16 protein-coding genes are annotated in these 18,717 nt (G+C 71.6%); 7 read left to right on the top strand and 9 right to left on the bottom strand.

What is annotated here, in order from left to right; translation table 11 throughout:
* The first annotated feature begins 25 nt into the window (after positions 1 to 25).
* Positions 26 to 541 (top strand): YbaK/EbsC family protein, encoded by a 516-nt coding sequence (locus tag ACLJT4_RS27050; protein WP_411126012.1) that lies wholly within the window; start codon positions 26 to 28, stop codon positions 539 to 541.
* A complete protein-coding gene (locus ACLJT4_RS27045) occupies positions 538 to 1,386 on the top strand; it encodes an EamA family transporter (protein ID WP_411126010.1) in 849 nt (282 codons plus the stop codon). Before ACLJT4_RS27050 ends, ACLJT4_RS27045 begins: the two co-directional genes overlap by 4 nt.
* Positions 1,387 to 1,761: 375 nt before the next feature.
* On the opposite strand, the gene ACLJT4_RS27040 is transcribed toward ACLJT4_RS27045, so the two are convergent.
* Positions 1,762 to 3,105, bottom strand: coding sequence for a UDP-glucose dehydrogenase family protein (locus tag ACLJT4_RS27040; RefSeq protein WP_016572644.1), 1,344 nt, complete (start codon positions 3,103 to 3,105; stop codon positions 1,762 to 1,764).
* 208 nt (positions 3,106 to 3,313) lie between these two features.
* Here ACLJT4_RS27040 and ACLJT4_RS27035 point away from each other — a divergent pair, with 208 nt between their 5' ends.
* On the top strand, positions 3,314 to 4,486 hold the full coding sequence (locus ACLJT4_RS27035; RefSeq protein ID WP_275464397.1) for an acyl-CoA dehydrogenase family protein: 1,173 nt from the start codon (positions 3,314 to 3,316) through the stop codon (positions 4,484 to 4,486).
* 449 nt (positions 4,487 to 4,935) lie between these two features.
* Here the strand turns inward: ACLJT4_RS27035 and ACLJT4_RS27030 are convergent, their stop codons facing one another.
* On the bottom strand, positions 4,936 to 5,070 hold the full coding sequence (locus ACLJT4_RS27030) for a hypothetical protein (protein ID WP_260692313.1): 135 nt from the start codon (positions 5,068 to 5,070) through the stop codon (positions 4,936 to 4,938).
* Between the two features lie 705 nt (positions 5,071 to 5,775).
* Here ACLJT4_RS27030 and ACLJT4_RS27025 point away from each other — a divergent pair.
* Together ACLJT4_RS27025 and ACLJT4_RS27020 are read left to right on the top strand one after the other, a co-directional pair.
* The gene (locus ACLJT4_RS27025; RefSeq protein WP_411126264.1) at positions 5,776 to 6,294 is read left to right on the top strand and encodes a DUF6879 family protein; all 519 of its coding nucleotides are present in this window, start codon (positions 5,776 to 5,778) and stop codon (positions 6,292 to 6,294) included.
* Positions 6,295 to 6,308: 14 nt separating this feature from the next.
* A complete protein-coding gene (locus tag ACLJT4_RS27020; RefSeq protein WP_411126007.1) occupies positions 6,309 to 7,157 on the top strand; it encodes a helix-turn-helix domain-containing protein in 849 nt (282 codons plus the stop codon).
* A 62-nt stretch (positions 7,158 to 7,219) separates the two neighbouring features.
* On the opposite strand, the gene ACLJT4_RS27015 is transcribed toward ACLJT4_RS27020, so the two are convergent.
* Positions 7,220 to 8,515, bottom strand: coding sequence for an LCP family protein (locus ACLJT4_RS27015; protein WP_411126005.1), 1,296 nt, complete (start codon positions 8,513 to 8,515; stop codon positions 7,220 to 7,222).
* Positions 8,516 to 8,799: 284 nt separating this feature from the next.
* On the opposite strand from ACLJT4_RS27015, the gene ACLJT4_RS27010 reads away from it, so the two are divergent.
* Positions 8,800 to 9,354: an acyl-CoA thioesterase gene (locus ACLJT4_RS27010; protein WP_016572658.1), complete on the top strand. Its 555-nt coding sequence runs from the start codon at positions 8,800 to 8,802 to the stop codon at positions 9,352 to 9,354.
* A 27-nt stretch (positions 9,355 to 9,381) separates the two neighbouring features.
* Here the strand turns inward: ACLJT4_RS27010 and ACLJT4_RS27005 are convergent, their stop codons facing one another.
* From ACLJT4_RS27005 to ACLJT4_RS26995, 3 genes are read right to left on the bottom strand one after another with little or no spacing between them, the layout of a single operon-like run.
* Complete coding sequence (locus tag ACLJT4_RS27005) at positions 9,382 to 9,987, bottom strand: VanZ family protein (protein WP_411126003.1); 606 nt, start codon at positions 9,985 to 9,987, stop codon at positions 9,382 to 9,384.
* A 45-nt stretch (positions 9,988 to 10,032) separates the two neighbouring features.
* Positions 10,033 to 10,485, bottom strand: a complete 453-nt coding sequence (locus tag ACLJT4_RS27000) for a hypothetical protein (protein WP_411126001.1) — start codon at positions 10,483 to 10,485, stop codon at positions 10,033 to 10,035.
* Positions 10,482 to 11,849, bottom strand: a complete 1,368-nt coding sequence (locus ACLJT4_RS26995) for an LCP family protein (RefSeq protein ID WP_411126263.1) — start codon at positions 11,847 to 11,849, stop codon at positions 10,482 to 10,484. Before ACLJT4_RS26995 ends, ACLJT4_RS27000 begins: the two co-directional genes overlap by 4 nt.
* 382 nt (positions 11,850 to 12,231) lie before the next feature.
* Here ACLJT4_RS26995 and ACLJT4_RS26990 point away from each other — a divergent pair, with 382 nt between their 5' ends.
* Positions 12,232 to 13,260 (top strand): glycosyltransferase family 2 protein, encoded by a 1,029-nt coding sequence (locus ACLJT4_RS26990; protein ID WP_411125999.1) that lies wholly within the window; start codon positions 12,232 to 12,234, stop codon positions 13,258 to 13,260.
* 55 nt (positions 13,261 to 13,315) lie between these two features.
* Here the strand turns inward: ACLJT4_RS26990 and ACLJT4_RS26985 are convergent, their stop codons facing one another.
* The 3 genes from ACLJT4_RS26985 to ACLJT4_RS26975 form a co-directional block, all read right to left on the bottom strand.
* Complete coding sequence (locus ACLJT4_RS26985) at positions 13,316 to 15,058, bottom strand: LCP family protein (protein WP_411125997.1); 1,743 nt, start codon at positions 15,056 to 15,058, stop codon at positions 13,316 to 13,318.
* 148 nt (positions 15,059 to 15,206) lie between these two features.
* Positions 15,207 to 16,970: an LCP family protein gene (locus ACLJT4_RS26980; RefSeq protein ID WP_411125995.1), complete on the bottom strand. Its 1,764-nt coding sequence runs from the start codon at positions 16,968 to 16,970 to the stop codon at positions 15,207 to 15,209.
* A gap of 251 nt (positions 16,971 to 17,221) precedes the next feature.
* The gene (locus tag ACLJT4_RS26975) at positions 17,222 to 18,355 is read right to left on the bottom strand and encodes an LCP family protein (RefSeq protein WP_411125993.1); all 1,134 of its coding nucleotides are present in this window, start codon (positions 18,353 to 18,355) and stop codon (positions 17,222 to 17,224) included.
* Positions 18,356 to 18,717 lie beyond the last annotated feature (362 nt).

The following is an 18,717-nucleotide window of genomic DNA, read 5'->3' as shown; positions in this document are numbered from 1 at the left end:
TACAGCTTTCGCTAGCGTGCGGGCCATGAGCGATTCCGCGACCGACAACCCTCCGACCGCAACGACCGCCCAGGCCCACCCCCGCTTCGCCGAGGCCCTCACCGCCCTCGACCTCAGCGTGGAGGTGCGCGCGTTCCCCGAGGCCACCCGGACCGCCGCGGAGGCCGCCGCGGCGGTCGGCTGCGACCTCGCCCAGATCGTCAAGTCGTTGATCTTCGTCGCCGACGGCGAACCGGTGCTGGTCCTGATGGACGGCGCCTCCCGGGTGGACGTGGCACGGGTCCGCGACGAACTCGGCGCCGCCAAGGTCAGCCGCGCCGACGCCGCGCTCGTCCGCGAGACCACCGGATACGCCATCGGCGGCGTCCCACCGTTCGGCCACCGCACCCGCACCACCGTCCTCGCCGACCGCCGCATCCTCGACCAGGACACCGTCTGGGCCGCCGCCGGCACCCCGCACACCGTGTTCCCGCTCGCCCCGCGGACCCTGCTCACCCACGCCGGGGCCCGGCTGGTGGACGTGCGCGAGCAGTCCTCGTGACGCCGCTGGTCGTGGCGGCCGTGCTGCTGGCCGCCGTCACCCACGCCAGTTGGAACGCCATCGCCCACGGGATACGCGACCAGCTCCTGGCCTTCACCCTGGTCGGTGGCGGCGGGGCGCTGTGCGGCGCGCTCCTGGCCTGCCTCACCCCGCTGCCGGCGGCCGCCGCCTGGCCGTACCTCCTGGGCTCCGCGGTGCTGCACATCCTCTACCAGGCCCTGCTGATGCAGTCGTTCCGCATGGGCGACTTCGGCCAGATGTACCCGATCGCCCGAGGCACCGCGCCGCTGGTCGTCACGGTCCTCGCCGCGCTGTTCGTGCACGAGATCCCCAGCGGCTGGGCGCTGGCCGGCGTCGCCCTGGCCTCCGCGGGCCTGGTGGGACTGGCGGTCTGGGGCATCCGCGGCTCCGGCGCCCGCCCACACTGGCCGGCGATAGCGGCCGCGGTCGCCACCGGCCTGTCCATCGCCTCGTACACCACCGTCGACGGCCTGGGCGTCCGCGCCTCCGAGACCTCGCTGGGCTACATCGGCTGGCTGATGCTCCTCGAAGGGCTGGCCATCCCGGTCTACGCGCTGGTCACCCGCCGCGGCCGCCTCGTCGCCGAACTCCGGCCCTTCGCCCTGCGCGGGCTGGCCGGCGGGGTGCTCTCGGTGTTCGCCTACGGGCTGGTGCTGTGGGCGCAGACCCGCGCGCCGTTGGCGCCCATCGCGGCGCTGCGCGAATCGTCGATCATCGTCGGGGCCGCCATCGGCACGGTGTTCTTCAAGGAACGCTTCGGACTGCCGCGGTTGGCGGCGGCCGGGTTGATGGTGGCGGGCATCGGCCTGATGCTGGCCGGCTAGTCCGTGCCCTCCGGGGGGCTTCCCACGTTGTCGGGTTTCCCGCCGTGGGCGTTCCGTTTTCGCCTTCGGCGGGTGGGGTGTTGTGGGGCGGTGGCCCCCTTGTTGTGGGTGGTGCCGGGTCCGGGGGGGGGGGGGGGGGGGGGGGGGGGGGGGGGGGGGGGGGTGGCGCCCCCCCCCCCCCCCCCCCCCCCCCCCCCCCCCCCCCCCCCCCCCCCAACCCGGCACCGCACCCCACAAGCCCCGCGCAGCGGACAACGCCCGCGCCGCAGGCGCAAACAACAACCCCCACGGCGGGACGGCCGACAACGCCCGCGCCGCCAGGCGCAACGGCAAAGCCCCCACGGCGGGAAAGCCGGCAACGTGGGAAGTAAAACCCTAGGCGGAGGGTCGCCCCAGCGCCCGGTAGGTCCAGCCGGCCTTGCGCCACAGGGTTGGGTCGAGGGCGTTGCGGCCGTCGAGGATGCGGCGTTCGCCGGCTACTTCGGCGAGTGCGGCGGGGTCGAGTTCCCGGAACTCGCGCCATTCGGTGAGGTGCAGGACGACGTGTGCGCCGCGCACCGCTTCCAGGGCGCTCTCCGCGTAGCCGAGGGTGGGGAACAGTCGCTGGGCGTTGGCCATGCCCTTGGGGTCGTAGACGGTGACCTGGCCGCCTTGGAGGTGGATCTGGCCGGCGACGTTGAGGGCGGGGGAGTCGCGGACGTCGTCGGAGTCGGGCTTGAAGGTCGCGCCGAGGACGGCGACGCGCTTGCCGAGGAAGCCGCCGCCGCCGACGGCGTCCCGGGCCAGTTCGACCATGTGGCCGCGGCGGCGCATGTTGATCGAGTCGACCTCGCGCAGGAACGTCAGGGCCTGGTCGGCGCCGAGTTCGCCGGCGCGGGCCATGAAGGCCCGGATGTCCTTGGGCAGGCAGCCGCCGCCGAAGCCGATGCCGGCGCGGAGGAACTTCTTGCCGATCCGTTCGTCGTGGCCGATCGCCTCGGCCAGCTTCACCACGTCGCCGTCGGCGGCCTCGCACACCTCGGCCATGGCGTTGATGAACGAGATCTTGGTGGCCAGGAAGGAGTTGGCGGCGGTCTTCACCAACTCGGCGGTGGGGTAGTCCATGACGACGAACGGCGAGCCCTCGGCGATCGGGGTGGCGTAGACCTCGCGGAGCAGCGCCTCGGCCCGTTCGCTGGTGACGCCGGCCACCAGGCGGTCGGGGTGCAGGGTGTCCCGGACGGCGAAGCCCTCGCGCAGGAACTCGGGGTTCCAGGCGAGTTCGGCGTCGGTGCCGGCGGGTGCGGCGGCGGTCAGGCGCCGGGCGAGCCGGGCCGCGCTGCCGACCGGCACCGTCGACTTGCCGACGACCAGCGTGGGCCGCGTCAGGTGCGGCGCCAGCGCGTCGAAGGCGGCTTCGACGTAGGACATGTCACAGGCGTACTCGCCGTGCTTCTGCGGGGTGTTCACGCAGACGAAGTGGACGTCGCCGAAGGCGCCGACCTCCTCGTAGGAGGTGGTGAAGCGGAGCCGGCCGGTGGAGCCCTCGATGCCGGCGACGTGGCGGCGCAGCAGCTCTTCGAGTCCCGGTTCGTACATCGGGACCTCGCCCCGGCGGAGCATCTCGATCTTCTCCGGCTGCACGTCCAGGCCCAGCACCTCGAAACCCAGCTCGGCCATCGCGGCGGCGTGGGTGGCACCGAGGTAGCCGGTGCCGATCACGGTGATCTTGAGGGCCATTGAGGGGCTCCAGACGTCTGGCGGAATGTGGTGCTGACCGAGCATATCCGCGCACGGAACGCCCCTTCCCGGCCGTGGTGCGCACCATGGGGGGACTGTCGGGAAGCTCACCTACCCGCGGCCCCGGGATCCGCCCTAGAATCCCTTCTCAGTAAGGGTTACTTAACGGTAGTTAGCGCTGCCGGCACCTCTTGGGGAGTGAGAGACCTTGGCGGGAACCGCTGATTTCGATCTGTACCGGCCGTCCGAGGAGCACGACATGCTCCGCGAGTCGGTGCGCTCGCTCGCCGAGGCGAAGATCGCGCCGTTCGCCGCCGCGGTGGACGAGGAGGCCCGCTTCCCGCAGGAGGCGCTGGACGCCCTGGTCGCCAACGACCTGCACGCCGTGCACGTGCCGGAGTCCTACGGCGGTGCGGGCGCCGACGCGCTGGCGACCGTGATCGTCATCGAGGAGGTCGCCCGGGTCTGCGCCTCGTCGTCCCTGATCCCGGCGGTCAACAAGCTCGGTTCGCTCCCGGTGATCCTCTCCGGTGGCGAGGAGCTGAAGAAGAAGTACCTGGCTCCGCTGGCCAAGGGCGACGCGATGTTCTCGTACTGCCTGAGCGAGCCGGACGCCGGTTCGGACGCGGCGGGGATGAAGACCAAGGCGGTGCGGGACGGGGACTTCTACGTCCTCAACGGCGTGAAGCGGTGGATCACCAACGCCGGGGTGTCGGAGTACTACACGGTCATGGCCGTCACCGACCCGGAGAAGCGGTCCAAGGGCATATCGGCGTTCGTCGTCGAGAAGGGCGACGAGGGCGTCTCCTTCGGTGCCCCGGAGAAGAAGCTCGGTATCAAGGGCTCCCCGACCCGGGAGGTCTACCTCGACAATGTCCGCATCCCCGCCGACCGCATGATCGGCGCGGAGGGCACCGGCTTCGCCACCGCCATGAAGACCCTGGACCACACCCGCATCACCATCGCGGCCCAGGCGCTCGGCATCGCCCAGGGCGCGCTGGACTACGCCAAGGGCTACGTCCAGGAGCGCAAGCAGTTCGGCAAGCCGATCGGCGACTTCCAGGGCGTGCAGTTCATGCTCGCCGACATGGCGATGAAGCTGGAGGCGGCCCGGCAGCTCACCTACGCCGCCGCGGCCCGTTCCGAGCGCGTCTCGGCCGGCAGCAAGGGCGAGGACCTGACCTTCTTCGGCGCCGCCGCGAAGTGCTACGCCTCCGACGCCGCCATGGAGATCACCACCGACGCCGTCCAACTGCTCGGCGGCTACGGCTACACCCGTGACTACCCGCTGGAGCGGATGATGCGGGACGCCAAGATCACCCAGATCTACGAGGGCACCAACCAGGTCCAGCGGATCGTGATGGCCCGGAACCTGCCGTAACAGGGTTTTCGCAGGTCAGCGGCCATTTCTGATGGCTCGCGGGCCGCGATCGGCTTTTGGCCCGTTCGGGTCCTCTTAGGGCCGACCGTGGGCGTCATGCTGGGGAAACCCTGGGCTGACGCAGGGCAGGAAACCGCCTTCCACCTGCACAAACACTACGACCCCCGGCGCTGTGCCGGGGGTCGTTCGCATGGGCTTGCCCAGGTACAGCGACCAGTGAAGCGGTCGGCCGCTCCCGCTCCCTCGTTGGCCGACTCAGACGAGGGCGATTCCAGCCTGAGTCTTGATGGTGTCCACGGCCTCTTCGGTGAGCCACCGAAGGGGCACCACGGTCCACCTGCCACCCTTCCGCATGACCACGGCCTTACCGTCCCTGGTGCGTCCGACGTGGATGAAGCCGTGATCACGCCGTAGATCTTTGGCCAGGTCCTCACCGTGGATCACGGGCGTTACTTCCCTTCGCGGTCCTCGTCGTCCGCCATGCTGCTGTGGACGTCACCGTTCTGGGAGACCCGGGCATCGGGGTCAGTGGCCTGCCCTTGGTTGGCCTGCGGGTCCCATTCGTCTTCGTTCTTCTTGCCCATTCTCGGCTACTCCTTCCTGTTGAACGCTGATTCGGTACAGGGCACCGTCCCTGCGCCGTTGTCGAAGCCGCCCTAACCGCCAGCCCATCCTGTTGCTGAACGGTCGGGGCGAGCCGCTTACCGCCCGGCGTCGCCGCCGTCACGGAAGGAACGGGAGCCTCATAGGTCGGGTTCGGCACCGGAGCATGGGAAGGGGCACAACGGCACCGTGTTCCCCTGGGGGATGAACACGACTCCAGAGGACACGTCCAGTCGTCCGCCGTACTCCGTCCACCACCCTTCGGACTCAGGATTCTCGGTGTGTGGTTTGTTCGCCGGTACGGCCGGGACGGTCATCGGTCGTTGCCCGCATGGGGGTGGTTCCGGATCTCCCGTGCAGCAGCACAAGCGGCCGTCCAGTCATTCCGTTTCCGCGCCTCAGCGCGCTGGAGAACCAAGGCGGAGCACACGCCGCAGCCGGGTTCGGGCTCGCCTTCCAGTAGCCAGCCGTCCACGGACAACTCGACGGGCGGTTGGCTGTACCGGATCGGGCTTGTCATTGCTCCGCTGCCTCCCGGCTGGATCGGACTGTGCCAAGACCGTAGGAAGTGGCGAGCGCAGGGCACTAGGAACTTGCACGGGCTTGCACGCCAATTGCCGTGGCCAGCAGCGCTATTGACGCTGTCTCTGCTGTTCAACAAAGCTGATGCAAGCCCGAGCAAGCGCCTGAACCAGGGAGCCAGCCATGGCCGTAGAGTTCGTCGGAATCGACCCCAACACCGACCGGGACCACTGCCCCACCGTATGGGCGGACGCGGAAGCTCAGGAGATCTTGTTGCAGGGTGGAAGCCGAACCCCGAGACTCAAGCGGAGTGCGAGGGAACCAGCCCCGCGAACGGCTCCGTGCCCGACACCGTGGCCAGGGGTGTGGTGATCCGCAGGGCTCGGGTGATCTCCGAGCCGGTATCGGACTACATCCGGTGGGAGCAAGACGTCACGCATGCCAACGTCACGGCCGGCGAGGAAGTCCGGTGGCTGCCACGGCGGCGGGCCACGGCGGTTGCCCTGCCGGGGAATGACTTCTGGCTGTTCGATGACGATCTGCTCCGGGTGCACCACTTCTCAGGTGATGGCGCGGTAGTGGAGGACGAGATCACGGCGGACCCGGAAGCCGTGAAGCTGTGCTCTGCTGCCTTCGAAGCGGTTTGGGAGCGAGCGATCCCGCACCACCGATACGAAGCCTGACGGAAGCCAGCTCCATGCCCCCACACCCCTCTTCACGCGTCCAGAAGGCCCGCGTGGATCTTGCAGGGCGTCTGCGTGAGATCCGGAAGGACGCGGGGATCAGTGGACGGGAGCTGGCCGTCAGGTGCGGTTGGTCGGAGTCGAAGTCATCCCGGATCGAGAACGCCAAGACGCCGCCCTCCGACGCGGACATCCGAGCGTGGTGCCGCGCCTGCACCGCTGGCGACCAGACCCCCGACTTGATTGCGGCGAACCGGCAGTCCGCCGATGCGCATGTGCAGTGGAAACGACTCCAGCGGAGCGGTCTCCGGCGCCTGCAAGAGTCCACTGGGGATCTGTACCAACAAACCAAGACCTTTCGGGTCTACGTCTCCGACGTGATCCCCGGCTTCCTCCAGACGCCCGGATACGCCGCTGCTCTGCTGTCCTTCATCGCGGATTTCCGGGGAACTCCGGATGATGTGAGCGATGCCGTGACGGCCCGTATGAGGCGTAACGCGGTGCTGGGTAACGGCGCACACCGTTTCTCGTTCGTGTTGGAGGAGTCGGTGTTGCGCTACCGGCTGTGCAGTGCCGAGAGCATGGCGGCACAGCTTGGTCACTTGCTCGGGGCCATGGACCTCCAGAACGTCGCCGTGGGCATCGTCCCGTTCTCGACACAACGGACCGTGTGGCCCATGCCAACCTTCACGATCTTCGATGACGGTCGGGTGCACGCGGACACGTTGGACGCTGCTTCCACGCTCACGCAGCCCAGTCAGGTCGAGCTGTATGCCCGAGCGTTTGAGCGGCTCTCCCAAGGGGCCGCGCGCGGAGCGGCAGCGCGTTCTCTGATCGCGGATGCGGTGGCGTCCCTGGAGTGACCTAGGACGGGGCCCCGGCCGCAGTTGCGGTCGGGGCCCCGTCCCTTAGGCGGGCGGTTCGGTCAGCTGTCGCCGCCGGAGACGGTGACCGGCTCGTCGTTGTTGAGCTGTTGGACGAGCTGCTTGAGCTTGGCCTGGTCCCAGACCAGGTTGCCGCCGACGGTGCCGGAGATCGGCATGTTCATGGACTTGCCGTTGCCGCTGCTGACGTCCTTCATCGCGAAGAACATCTGGCCCAGGTCCCACAGGCCCATGTCCTTGTCCACCTTCAGTGTGTCCAGGCCGGCGCCCAGCGTCGGGTAGAGCTTGAAGGGGTTGAGGATGGTGCTCGGGGTGGCCGCCTGCTTGGCCACGGCGGCCAGGAACTTCTGCTGGTTCTTGGTGCGCTGGAGGTCCTGCGAGGCGAAGGCGTGCCGGGTCCGGACGAAGGCGAGCGCCTGTGCGCCGGTGAGGGTCTGGGTGCCGGCCTTGAAGTCGGCGCCGGAGTCCTTGTCCTTGAACGCCTGGGGGATGTTCATCTCGACGCCGCCGAGCGCGTCGACGATGTTGGCGAAGCCGGCGAACCCGATCTCGACGTAGTGGTCGATGTGCAGGTGGGTGTTGTACTCGACGGTGCGCACCAGCAGGTCCGGGCCGTCCTCGGCGTAGGTCGCGTTCAGCTTGGTGTGCCGCCCGGTCGCCGGGTACTTCTTGCCGGAGGTCGAGCCGACGTACGAGGGGATCTCGACGTTGGAGTCACGGGGCAGGGATATCAGCGTGGGGCCGTTGCTGCCGTCGTGCAGGATCAGCATCGAGTCGGTGCGCCCGCCGTCGGTGGGGCCGCCGGTGTGCAGCTGCTTCTTCATCTCGTCGGTCATGCCCTCGCGGCTGTCCGTGCCGACGATGAGGTAGTTGGTGCCGTCACCGGTCGCGGGGCGGTCGATGACCTTGCTCAGGTCGACCTCGCGGCGCAGCTTGCCGTCGGCCCAGAAGTAGGTGCCGATGGAGGCGGCCAGCACCACCACGACCAGGGTGATCAGGGCCCACTTGATGCGGCGGCCCCACCGCGGGCGGGGCCGGGCGTCGTAGCCGTCGCCGCCTCCGCCGTAGCCGTCGCCGCCCCGGCCGCGGCCGCCGCCCCCGCCGTAGACCTGGCCGGTGTTGTAGCCGTCGTCGTGGCTCCGGGACTGCTGCGGCGGCACGCTGCCGCCGCGCGGCGAGAGCGAGGGCGGGAGCGGGGGCTCGTTGCGCTGGTAGCCGGGGCCTGCGTCGCGCCGTACGTGCGGCATGGCGCGTGCGCCCTCCGGCTCGGCGCCGCTGCCGCGCCCGTACCGGTTGCCGCTCTGGTCGCCGGACCGTCCTTGGGGCCACTCATTCATAGGGGGAAGTGTGCACGCCGCGGGGGTCCGCTCCATAGGGCGGGTACCGGATCGGGCCGCGGCTGTTGCAGAGCTGATGCAAAGCGACGCAGCCCTAACGGGCCATACCCCGAAGGGCCCGACGATTCCGGCGCGACCATTCGGAAGCGTCAATTCCGGATGGTTCCAGGCGTCGGCGAGGAGAGGCATCTCACGCCCGCACCGAGACCTGCGTCACGCCGGGCCGGGGCGTTCCCCGGCCCGCGCCGTACGGTCCCGTACGGCACCGGCTTACGCTGTTCTGCATGACCGACCTCGCCACCAACAGCCCGGAGGACGGCCCTGCGGGCAAGCCCACCTCCGTCTCCCGCACCACGCTGTCGCACATCATGACCGCGGCCGACACCAACCTCCTCGGCACGGTGCACGGCGGCGTGATCATGAAACTGGTCGACGACGCCGCGGGCGCGGTCGCGGGCCGGCACTCCGGCGGCCCCGCGGTGACCGCGTCCATGGACGAGATGGCCTTCCTGGAGCCGGTCCGGGTCGGCGACCTCGTCCACGTCAAGGCACAGGTCAACTGGACCGGCCGGTCCTCCATGGAGGTCGGCGTCCGGGTGCTGGCCGAGCGCTGGAACGAATCCACCCCCGCCCAGCAGGTCGGCTCCGCCTACCTCGTCTTCGCCGCCGTCGACGAGCACGGCAAGCCCCGCACGGTGCCGCCCGTGGTCCCCGAGACCGAGCGGGACAGGCGGCGCTACCAGGAGGCCCAGATCCGCCGGACGCACCGGTTGGCCCGCCGCCGCGCCATCAAGGAGCTGCGCGAGCGGCGCGCCGCCGAGGGCCTCGACGACGCCTGACCGCGCCGCCCGGCCGGACGGCGGCGCTCACGCCTCCTCGGGCGCGGGCGCGGGCGCCGCGGCGGCGACCGTCCGGTCGGGCAGCGCCCGGTGGTGCAGCACCGCCGCGGCCGCCTTCGCCAGCAGCGCCAGCGCCGCCCCGAGGACCGTCCCGGCCGCCGCGCACAGCACGTCGTCGATGTCGGCGACCCGGCCCGCCCGCATCAGCAACTGCGCCACCTCGATGGCGACGCTCAGCCCCACCCCCAGCAGGAACGCCCCGGCCGCCGACCACCGGGGCGCGGCGCACCGCAGCAGCAGCGGCAACGGCACGAAGAGCGCCGTGCCGGCGATCAGGCGCCGCACCAGCAGCGCCACCTGGTTCGGCTCCAGTTGGGCGCCCAGTTCGAACAGTCCCTCCCCGGGGCGCCACCAGAACGTGGCGTCCCCGGAGCCGATCGGCTGGGTGGGGGCGAGGGTGACCACCAGCGTCAGCAGCAGCCAGGCCGCCAGCAGCACCCGGGCCGTGGTGCGCGGGGCCCGCCGGTGCGGGACCCGCAGCGCCCACAGCGCCAGACCCAGGGCCAGCGCCAGCGCCCCGAGCAGGAAGAGGACCACCGTCGTCGGTGTGATGGCCAGGACGACCTGCCACATGCTCCGCACCCACCTTTCCGGACCCCGGACGCCGCAGGCCCGGTGTCAGCCGCAGCTCCACTTGGTGACGAAGACCGTCGCGGTGTGCTCCATGACGCCCCGGATGCACTCGTCCGGCAGCATCTCCACCCGTCCGCTCAGCCGGAGCGTGCCGCCCTGGGTCCGTCCGGTGCCGAACCAGCCGGGGAACGCGGTGATCCGGGAGTTCTTGCGCTGGTAGCCGAGCCGGACGGTGAGCTCGCCGGGCATCGGCTCGTCGCGCCGGTAGACGGCGGTGTAGCGGCCCGGGGCGCCGGCCGGCCCGCGCAGGCACAGCCGGCCGCGGACCAGGACGCCGCAGCCGGTCGGCGCGTCCGGGGCCGCCGGGGCCGCCGCCGCGGTGGCCGCGAGGAGTCCCAGCACGGCGACGGCGGCCGCGGTCCGGCCCGCGCGGTGCCGCCGGCCCGGCCCGGCCGGCTGCGGCCCCGGCGCGGTCCGTCGGGGCGCGGGAACGGTCATCGGCACACCGCTTGGTCACCGGTGATCGCCGCCAGCGACCCGGGGGCCGCCGTCGGCTCCTCGGCCCGCACCGGCCGCACCGCCCGGAAGCCCGTCCCGACGGTGAGTCGCATCACCGGCCCCTGCCCGGCCGTCGGCCGCAGCCGGGCGCCGGGCAGCGCCGCGGCCAGCGAGCGCGCCGAGCGGTCCCAGTGGGGGTCGTAGGAGAGCACCGTCTCGGTCGCGGTGCCGTGCGTGGAGTCGCCGGCCACCTCGGTGGCGAAGCCGATGGCGTGCAGCTGCCGGGTGACCTGGGCGGCCTGCCCGGGCCGCCCGGTGCCGTTCTCGACCTGCACCCGGACGTGCTCGGGCGGGACGTCCACGACCGGCGCGGCCGGCGCCTTCGGGTCCGGGCGGGCCGCGAACGGACGGTCCTCGCGCAGCGCCCGGAACAGCTGCGGCGCCCGGACCGGGTCCCAGCGCACCGTCGAGCCCAGCCCCGGCACGTTCTCGGCCTCGCCGCGCAGCGGCACCGAGGCGAACTCCGACGAGGCCGGGCCGAAGCCGCGCATCGCCTGCGCCAGGTCGGCCAGGTCGCCCGCCCCGAAGCCGTCGTCGGCCCGCACCGAGCGGAGCATGGCGTCCGCCACCTCCTTGAAGCGGACCGGGTTCATCAGCACGCCGGACGAGGTGATCCGGTCCAGCAGCGCGGCCAGGAACCGCTGCTGGCGCTGCATCCGCCCCAGGTCGGCGGAGGCGTCGACGTGGCGCGAGCGGACGTACTGGAGCGCCCGGCCGCCGTTGAGCCGCGAGGTGCCGGCCGGCAGGTCCAGCCCCGAGAAGCGGTCCCGCAGCGGCCGCACGGTGCACACCTCCACCCCGCCGACCGCGTCCACGGTCCGCATGAAGCTGGTGAAGTCGACCTCCAGGTAGTGGTCGATGTGCACCCCCGTCATGTGCTCGACGGTGCGCACGGTCAGGTTGGGGCCGCCCTCGGCGTAGGCGGCGTTCAGCTTCAGGGCGTGCCGCGGGTGGCGCCGGCCGTCGGCGTCCTGGTGCTCGGGCACCTCGGCGTACGAGTCGCGGGGCAGGCTGACGACGCTGGCGCGGCTGCGGTCGGCGGAGAGGTGGACCAGCATCAGGGTGTCGGTGCAGTGACAGGGGTCACCGCCCAGGTGGTACTTCTGCTTCTCCTCGTCGGTGAGCTTGTCCCGGCCGTCGGTGCCGACGACCAGGAAGGTCAGGCCGGCGCCGCCGCCGGGCCGGTCGCTGATGCCCTGGAAGGCGTCCACCCGGCTGATCCCGGTCTCCACGCCGGTGACCATGGCGTGGCCCACTCCGCTCGCGGACAGCAGCAGGGCGGTCGCCGCGGCACTGATCCGCACCCCCCAGCGGGCCGGCTGCGGCCGGCGTCGCAGGCGGCGGGACCGTCGGGGGCGTCGGCCCGGGACGGTGCGGGAGGAGGGGGACGGCACGGTCACGGGCCACCTCCGCGGTGGACGGGGACAGGGGCGGCGGGCCGCGCGGGCGGGTCCGGCCGGTGCGCGGACGGGTGCGGTACGGAGCCCGTCACGGAACGGACCGGGTCACCGTAAACCCGTACGATCTGCATCAAAACGCCACACACCGGGCGGTCGTCGTCCGGCCACCCGGTTGCCGTCCGACGGCGTCCCCCGTTCGCGGTACCGTGAGGCGGAATACCGCAGTCTCCCGGCGGGCGCTGCCGCCCCGATGGCGGCTCGCCGCGGGCCGTACCCCCGAGGAACCATGCCCCAGCAGCAGCTCCCGGCCGTCTCCGTGATCATGCCGGTGCTCAACGAGGAACGTCACCTGCGCAACGCGGTCCGGCACATCCTGGCGCAGGAGTACGCCGGCGAGATGGAGGTGGTGATCGCCCTCGGCCCCTCCACGGACCGCACCGACGAGATCGCCGCGGGACTGGTCCGCGAGGACCCCCGGGTGCACACCGTCGCCAACCCCACGGGCCGCACCCCGGCCGCCCTGAACGCCGCGATCAAGGCATCCCGGCACCCCGTCGTCGTCCGCGTCGACGGTCACGGCATGCTCTCGCCGAACTACATCGCCACCGCCGTGCGCCTCCTGGAGGAGACCGGCGCGGCCAACGTCGGCGGCATCATGCACGCCGAGGGCGAGAACGCCTGGGAGGAGGCGGTGGCCGCCGCCATGACCTCCAAGATCGGCGTCGGCAACGCCGCCTTCCACACCGGCGGCGCGGCCGGCCCCGCCGAAACGGTCTACCTCGGCGTCTTCCGGCGCGAGGTGCTGGAGCAGCAGGGCGGCTACAACGAGGAGTTCATCCGCGCCCAGGACTGGGAGCTGAACTTCCGCATCCGCGAGGCCGGCGGGCAGGTCTGGTTCTCGCCGGAGCTGAAGGTCCAGTACCGGCCGCGGCCCAGCGTCAAGGCGCTGGCCAAGCAGTACAAGGACTACGGCAAGTGGCGGCACGTCGTCGCCCGCTACCACTCCGGATCGATCAACCTGCGCTACCTCGCCCCGCCGACCGCGGTCTGCGCCATCGCAGCGGGCCTGGTCGTCGGCGCGGCCGTCACGCCCTGGGGCCTGGTCGTCCCGGCCGGCTACCTGGCCGCGATCACCGCGGGTTCGCTGCCGGCCGGCAAGGGCCTGTCGCTGAAGGCCCGCGCCCAGATCCCGCTGGCCCTGGCGACCATGCACATGTCGTGGGGCACCGGCTTCCTCACCAGCCCGCGCGCGCTCGCGCAGAAGGTCATCGCCAGCCGGCGGCCCGCGGTGGTGCCGGCCCCGGCCGCGGAGTAACCGCCCCGGTGCGCGCCTTTCGGGGCGCGCACCGCACGGCGCGGGTGTCGGCCCGTCAGAACGAGTACTGCGGGTTGACCTTCATGCAGGCCGAGGAGTCCTTCTCCGCGTTCAGCGGGTCCGCGCTCTTGGGGGCCTGGTGCGCCGACCCGCCGTCGCCGCCGGCCGCCGGGTACGCCGTGCCGGTCCGCCAGTCGTTCCCGACCACCAGTCGCACGGTGCTGACCGCGGACGACTCCCGCACCGCACCGCTCGGCAGCCCCAGGGCCTTGGCGAGCGCCAGGGCGTCGCCGCGCTGCGCGGCGTCCCGGTAGACCAGGGCGGTGTCGGCCCGGCTGGTGAGCTGGGAGTCGGTGTGCGCGCCGGTGTAGCCGAGCGCCAGCAGTCGGGCGTGCAGCTCGTTGGCGCGACCGCCGGCCGGGCCGCGCGCGCCGTCGGTGCCGTTCTGCACGACGACGTCCAGCTTCGCCTTGGGCGTCGACGGCCCGGGCTCCGGCTTCTTCTTGGCGCCGGCGCCGGCACCGGTGTCGGCGCCGCCCTTGCCGTCCAGCGCGACGTCGTTGCGCAGCATCGCGAAGGTCGCCTCCGCCTCACCGGGCTTGGGGAGCACGTACTCCTCCCCGGGACCGTACTGCCACGGCATGGTGGCCATCGTGATGCGCTTGGTCGGCACCCGCTGGAGGTCGCCGCCCAGGTCGTAGAGCTTCTTGACCGAGCCCAGCCCGTCGTCGACGGTGAGCGCGCTGGTCGCGGCCTCCGCGAGGTCCCGCAGCTGCACCGGATCGGTGAGCTTGGTGCCCTGCTTGAGCTGCCGGATCATCGAATTCATGTACATGTGCTGGGCCTTGGCCCGGCCGATGTCGGTGTTGTCCTCGAAGCCGTAACGGGTGCGCAGCCACTGGAGCGCCTGGACGCCCTGGACGGAGTGGGTGCCCTTGGTGAGCTTCAGCCCGCTGCCGTGGCCCTTTCTGTCGTGCGAGTAGACGTTGCGGTCGACGCAGACCGGCACCCCGCCGACCGCGTCGGCCATGTCCACCACCCCGGCGAAGTCGACCATCATGAAGTGGTCGATGTAGACGCCGGTCAGCTCCTTCCAGGTGGCGACGGTGCACCCCGGACCGCCGTGCTGGAGCGACTCGTTGATGGCGGCGGTGGTCCGCGGGTAGACGCGGCCGTCCTTGGGGTCGGTGCACTGCGGGATGTCCACCCGGGTGTCGCGCGGTATGGAGATCACCGACATGTTGCTGCGGTCGGCGCTGACGTGCAGCAGCATCTGGACGTCCGCCAGCGGTTTGCGGTCCGCGTCCTGGCGGGCCCCGCCCAGTTCGATGTTCTTCTCGCTGTTCCGGCCGTCCGAACCCACCAGCAGGATGTTCATCGGCGTCTGCCCGAACGCGTTGGGCTCGGGCTTCGCCAGCCCGCCCGGACCGAGGTCCAGCGCCTCCTTGCGGAGGTTGGAGTTCAGGTGCTGGTAGTAGAGGTAGCCGCCGGTCGCCCCGGCCACCAGGAGCACGCCCAGGCCCAACGCGGTCCAGCGCAGCACCCGGCGGCCCCTGCGGCGGCGCGGCGGCCGCCCCTCGCGGTGCGCGCCCGGCCCGTCCTCGGGCGGACCGCCGCCCCCGTCGGGAGCCGGGCTGCCGGAACCCCCCTCGGGGGCCCAGCCCGGCGCGTCCGGGGGCAGCCCCTTGTCCTCGAAGCCCTTCTCGGCCGTCCAGCCGAGCCGCTTCGGCTCGGGCTCCGGCTCCGCTTCCCGTCGCCCCCGACGCTGCCCCTCACCGCGCACACCGCTCTGCGGCATTCGGCCCACTCCCCGTCGTCCGTTCCGGTGCGTGCGGCGGCCCGGCACGAGGGCCGGTGCCGCCGCGGCGCCCGGCGCGAGCTCCGGCTCCGTCGGACGCGGCGGACGCCGGGTCCGCTACGGGGCGCCCGTGCCGGGGCCCGCCGGATTACTTCGCGCAGATGTTCTTGTCATCTGCATTGACGTGCTGAACCCCCTCCGGGGTTTCGGTCGGGGCCTCGATCGGTGAACCCGGGGCGGTGAAGTCCTTGCCGAGCACCAGCTTCATCGGGACCCGCGCACCGGCGTCCGCGGTCGTCTGCTTCAACGCGCTCTTGGGCAGCCCCATCCATTCGGCCAGCGTGGCGGCCTGGTCCGCCTGGTTGGGCGCGTACTCCAGCCGGGTCGCGGACAGCTTCTCCGGGGCGTTGCCGGCGTTGGTCGAGAGCCGCGCGCCCTTGTTGTTCTGGAGCCAGTCGACGGTCTCCTGGGCCGCGCCGAACGGCCCGCCCCCGTTGGTGACGTCGACTCGGACCAGCTCCGGCGGGGCCTTCTTGACCGGTGCGGACTTCTTGCCGCCCTTGTCCTTGCCGGCGTCCTTGGACAGCGTGTGGTCCTGCTGCACCATCTTGAACAGCGGGTCGGCCTTGGCCTCGTCCAGTATCACGGTGGCCTTGTCCTGGGGGTTGTCCAGCACCGGGACGGTGGCGAAGGTGATCTTGTTGAGGTCGACCTTCTTCAGGTCGTTGCCGAAGTCCATCAGCTTCGAGGCGCTGCCGATGCCGGTGTCCACGGTCAACGCCTTGGTCGCGGCCTGCGCCACGTCGAGCAGCTTGCTCGGGCTGCTGAACGCGCTGGACTTCAGCTTGCGGATCAGCGATCCGACGAACTGCTGCTGAAGCTGAATCCGACTCAGGTCGCTGCCGGTGCCCACCGCGTGCCGGGTCCGCACGAACGCCAGCGCCTGCTCGCCCTTGACGACGTGCCGACCGGCCGTCAGCTTCAGGTGCGACTTGGGGTCGTCGATGTCCTTGCCCGCGCACACCTCGACGCCGTCGACCGCGTTGGACAGGTCCTTGACGGCGTTGAAGTCGGCCATCATGAAGTGGTTGACCTTCACGCCGGTGAGCTTCTCGACGGTCCGCCAGGTGCACCCCGGGTCCCGACCCTCCTGGCCCAGGCTGGTGTTGAACCGCACGTGCTGCTGGCCCGGGATGACCTTCGTCGAGCCGTCCGGCTGCTTGGTCGGGCAGTCCGGGATGTCGGTGATCAGGTCGCGCGGGATGCTCAACGCGGTGGCGTTGGTGCGGTCCTTGGACACGTGCATCAGGATCGTGGTGTCCGCGTGGCCGACGCTGCCCGAGTCGCCGTAGCCGGCGTCGCCCTTGCCGGTGCGCGCGTCGGTGCCGATGACCAGCAGGTTCACCGGGCCGTCGGTGACCGCGGAGTTCTCCTCGCCGACGTCGACCTTCTTGATGTTGCCGTCGAGCTGTTCGTAGATGACGTACGCCGTGCCGCAGCCGGCGACGAGCACGAAGCCCACCACACCGGCCGTCCAGTACACGAACTTCCGCTTGCCCGACTTCTTCGGCTTGGGCCTGCGGCGACCCGCCGCCGCGCCACCTGCCGCCGCCGCGGACCCGGCCCGTTCCGCGGCCCGGCGCGCCGCCCGGCCGCCCGCCGCGGGCTCGCCGGCGTCGTCCTTGCGCCGGCCCCGCTGCACCGGCAGCGGACGGGTGTCGGTGTCGCCGCCCCCCGCGCCCGGATTTCGCGCGGAACGTCTGCCGGGCGCCTTGCGGTCGGCGGGCCGAGCCGGGCCCTGACCCGTCGGGTCAAGCCGCAACTCGTAGTTGCCGGTGTTCGGATCGAACACCCACTGATCGGCGGGGTCGACGTTGTCGTCGCCCGCCTGCCCACGGCCTTGCGCGTCCACGGTGCCTTGAGTCCTCCGTCGGTACCCCGCGGCGCCATCCCCTCAAGGCGCTCGGTCGGTCGATCGCGTAGTAAATGGTTCAGTACTTGGTCGCCGGTCAACGGTCATCGGTCAGCTGGTCGAGCGGACCGGATCGCTCACACTATCCGCCCGGTTCAGCGTCGGGCGACGCCCGTGACACATTCCACTTCCCTACAACTGGGCAATCCGCCCATTCCCTTCACGGCGCCGCGGCGCACCGTGCGGCCTTTTTATTCGCAGGCGCCGTGTTCTGCGGTGGTTCCGGGAAAAGCCGGTGGTGAACTCGCGGCGGGTCCCGGCCGACCGGCCCGGCCGTTGCCGACCGCCGTGCCGACCGCTTTGTCGATCGCTTTGTCGATCTCTTTGCCGAGTGCCTTGTCGTCGGCCGCCGCGGACGGCCGCTGCGGCATCACCGTCACCGATTGATCCTTGCGCAGCCGCCCGAAGAGCCGGTCCGCATCGGGTTGCACCAACTCATCGCGATTCGGGTCGTAGCGGTAAGCGGTGCGCGGCACGGTCAGGAACTGCACGTGCGCGGTGGGAATGCCGCGCATGCTGCGGACCAATTCGTACAACCCCCGGAGGGAAGCCAGTCCGGCATCGGTCGTGAGGGAACTCGTCGCGGCGTCCATCACCGGATACAGCCGCATCGGATTGAGCAGCACACCATTGCTCTGCACTTTCTTCACCAAAGCGGCGAGGAACTGTTGCTGCCGCTCCATGCGTTGGGTGTCACTGCCGTCGCCCAAGCTCTTGCGGGCCCGCACGAAACCGAGCGCCGCCTCGCCGTCCAACGTCTGCCGACCGGCCGGCAACGCCACGTGCGCCTCGTCATCCTCGATGGGCCGGGCCAGACACACCTGCACCCCGTGCACCGCGTCCACCATGTTCTTGAAGCCCGTGAAGTCCACGATGACGTGGTGATCGATCCGGATCCGGGCCATCCGCTCCACCGTGCGGATCGCGCACGCCGCACCACCGAACGCGAACGCCCAGTTGAACTGCACCGTCTGCGGCGCCGACTCCGTCCCGTCCGCGCGCTTGCAGTGCGGCACCGCCACCATCACGTCGCGCGGCACGCTGACCGCGGTGGCGCTCTTCCGGTCCGCCGCCAGGTGCAGCAGGATCGTGGTGTCCGAACGCTGGGTGCCGCTGTCCGCCCCGTACTCGCCGTTGTCGCCACCGCGGTTGTCCGAGCCGATCAGCAGGATGTTCTGCGCGTTCGGCGGGCCCGCCGGCGGCCGCTCCGACTCGTACTTCTCCAGCTCCCGCTCGGTGGCGCTGTCCGAGCGGATGTTGCCGTTGAGCCGGGTCCAGATGGCCCACCCCAACCCCGCCGACGCCACCACCGCGACGGTCAGCACCAGCGCGGCGGCCCGCAGCCAGTGGCGGTGCCGCGGCGCCGGGGTGCGCACCGGCCCGGGCCCGTCGGCCGCCAACCGCCCGACGGGCCGCGCCGGCCAGCCCCGGAACCGCGCCCCGCGCCCACCGCCCTCCGAAGGACGCCGGCGGCCGGGCGGGGTGTCGGGGCTCTCGGTCACGGGGGCGTCCCTCCCTCACGGAAGTCGGCGACACGCTCCCGCCGCCGGGCATCGCCGGGGAGGAGACCGCCGGACCCCGCACCGGGGAGCCCGTACGCGCCGGGCGTACGTACACCGAGCATGGCCCCGCGCGGCCGGCCCGGCCCGCCCGGCGGGACTCCCCTCGGCCGGACGGGGGAGCCGAT

The sequence above is a fragment of the Streptomyces sp. x-19 genome (assembly GCF_046549115.1).
GTDB lineage: Bacteria > Actinomycetota > Actinomycetes > Streptomycetales > Streptomycetaceae > Streptomyces > Streptomyces albulus_C.
Note: the sequence above shows the minus strand (reverse complement) of the source record. Positions and strands in the feature narration are given on the sequence as shown.